Origin of the sequence: uncultured Kiloniella sp. (genome assembly GCF_937128705.1) — a bacterium.
Classification (GTDB): Bacteria; Pseudomonadota; Alphaproteobacteria; order Kiloniellales; family Kiloniellaceae; genus Kiloniella.
In genome coordinates, this window is the sequence record NZ_CAKZMP010000427.1 from 1 (window position 1) to 2,226 (window position 2,226).

Below are 2,226 nucleotides of genomic sequence, written 5' to 3' on the forward strand. Positions count from 1 at the left end.
AAATTACTGGATCAAATTACTGGGTCAGATTACTGGGCCAAATTGCTGGGCCAAATTGCTGGGCCAAATTGCTGGGCCAAATTGCTGGGCAGGTCACTGGCAAACGATTGGGGCACCAAAATAGCCCCTTAAAACCATCAAACTTAGGCTTTAGCTGGCTCTAGATAAAAAGCAGCTTTGTGCATCCGGTCGCTGTAATAGCGTGTGGGGAATTCTGCTTTCCGAAAACCCGGATCATCTTGTTCGGCCAGTTTTGACAGATCACTTCTGTCACTCGCCCAAGCAAAAGCATGAAGCCCCCCCACATAGGTTGGGATTGCAGCATGATAAAAACCACCAAAGCCAAACAAAGACAGCATGCGATCCCGCATGTGCTTTAGGATTGAAGGCTGATAAGACGGGCACCCCGCTTGGGCAACCATAACCCCGCCTTCGACCAGTCGGCCTTTGCAGCTTTGGTAAAAATTATCTGTAAACAGGCTGGTTGAATTGTCATCAGGATCTGTGGAATCAATGATAATAATATCGTACTGATTTTGACTGGATGACAAATATTCTGCGCCGTCTCCGATAATTAAATTTAATCGGGGATCGTCATATGCCCCATCAAGAAGTGTTGCCAAATGATCCCGGCAAACTTTGACCAAGGCACCGTCCAGTTCCACCATTGTCACCTGTTGTACTGTTTTGTGCTTTAATACTTCCCGTAAAACGGTGCCGTCCCCAGCCCCAATAATCAAAACGGATTTTGGGTCTGGGTGGGATAGCAACGGTACATGGGTAATGCTCTCGCTATAGATCTCTTCATCGTGTTCCGTAATCTGAACAGCATCATCAAGTACAAGCACGCGCCCCAACAGATCATTTGCGAAAATTTCGACCTGCTGAAAGTCTGTTTTCCCTTCGAAAAGAACCTGATCCCGGCGGATAGATTGCCGAATTTCAGGGTGAATACCTTCTACGAACCAGGACATTTTCCAGAACTTTCAATAGCTTAAAACAAGTCTCTTAGTCATAGGCTCTCTATCAAAAAAAGTCCACGACATTCCCCAAATCACCCAGTGTTAATATCGGTGTTAATATTTATGATATCACATGATCCATAATTTCATGTGCAGCCTGTTGCCCTGTCAGATAGGCCCCCGGTGCCATGGTTGCCCATTTGCCGTGCAACGCTTCACCAGCAAAGAATAAACGATCAGCCACCGATTGACGCGCGGTTTCCCTTAGATGGTTTTTACCAACAGTTGAATAGGCGTATCCCCCGCGTGCAAAAGGATCAGCCAACCATTTTGTAGCATGCCCTTTGCGAACAAGCTTTTTGACATCATTCCCCAAAACAGACGCCAGCGACGACACAGCAAAATCCTGCATCGCCTCTTGGTTACTTTCCGTGAGATCGCGCGCCAATTGCCCGCCGACAAACATCGTGCTCATGGCCTGCCCAAAGGGGCACAGAAGATGACTGTGCCAACTGTCGATCTGGTCCATGCCTTGCGGTGCTTCGATATAGGCTTCATTTGTATCCGCATCAGGGATAAGTGCTTTAAAGCCCAAATCAAACTGAAGGCTGATTTTATCCAATAAAGCCATCGGCAACGCGTGAAAAGCAGCCATCTTGTCTTGTGGTAATCCCGGGAAAAATTTCAGTGTTTCATCGGCAATAATTTCAGTCGGTACCGTTACGACAACAGCACGACAAGTCAACGTCCCTTGATTGGATCGCACTTTAACTTCCTGCCCCTGCCAATCAATTTTCTCGACAACAGTTCCCAGTTTTACGGGCACAGACCCAAGAGCTTTAAAAATTCCTGCGGCAAAGCCTTGCGGAACCATCCACTCTGTTCCGGTTTCATACTGTGTTTGATAATCGATCACCGACAAGCGATCAGAATGCACACCGGCCTCAAACGGGCCTTTCCGAAGTTGTGCCAACTCATCCCACTTATTCTTTGGCGGACGCAGATTGTGGATAGAAGTATCACCGTGTGTAACAACATCATAAGCCCAGAGATCATCATAAAGCGCGTCCTCGGCCTTCTCGATCTCCTGAATTTCCTGTTCAGTTGCCCGGCGCGCGCCTCTGCCGCCCTCGCCTTGCCCCTGCACAAAATAAATTGGCTCCCTAGCCCCAAAGTCAAAGGTATCATATCCCGTCTGATCCCGGATCAAAGAAGACAAAGGATTTTCATCAGCAGAGTGCAACCAGGTACAGCCATGATCATA

The 2,226-nt window shown here is 47.8% G+C and carries 2 protein-coding genes; both read right to left on the reverse strand.

Annotation, left to right across the window (positions count from 1 at the left end; translation table 11 throughout):
- Nucleotides 1-143 precede the first annotated feature (143 nt).
- Nucleotides 144-974, reverse strand: a complete 831-nt coding sequence (gene speE / locus Q0241_RS21860) for a polyamine aminopropyltransferase (protein WP_299381333.1) — start codon at nucleotides 972-974, stop codon at nucleotides 144-146.
- A 109-nt stretch (nucleotides 975-1,083) separates the two neighbouring features.
- Nucleotides 1,084-2,226, reverse strand: a 1,143-nt coding sequence (locus tag Q0241_RS21865) for an FAD-dependent oxidoreductase (protein WP_299381336.1), incomplete at its 5' end; no start/stop codon positions are given.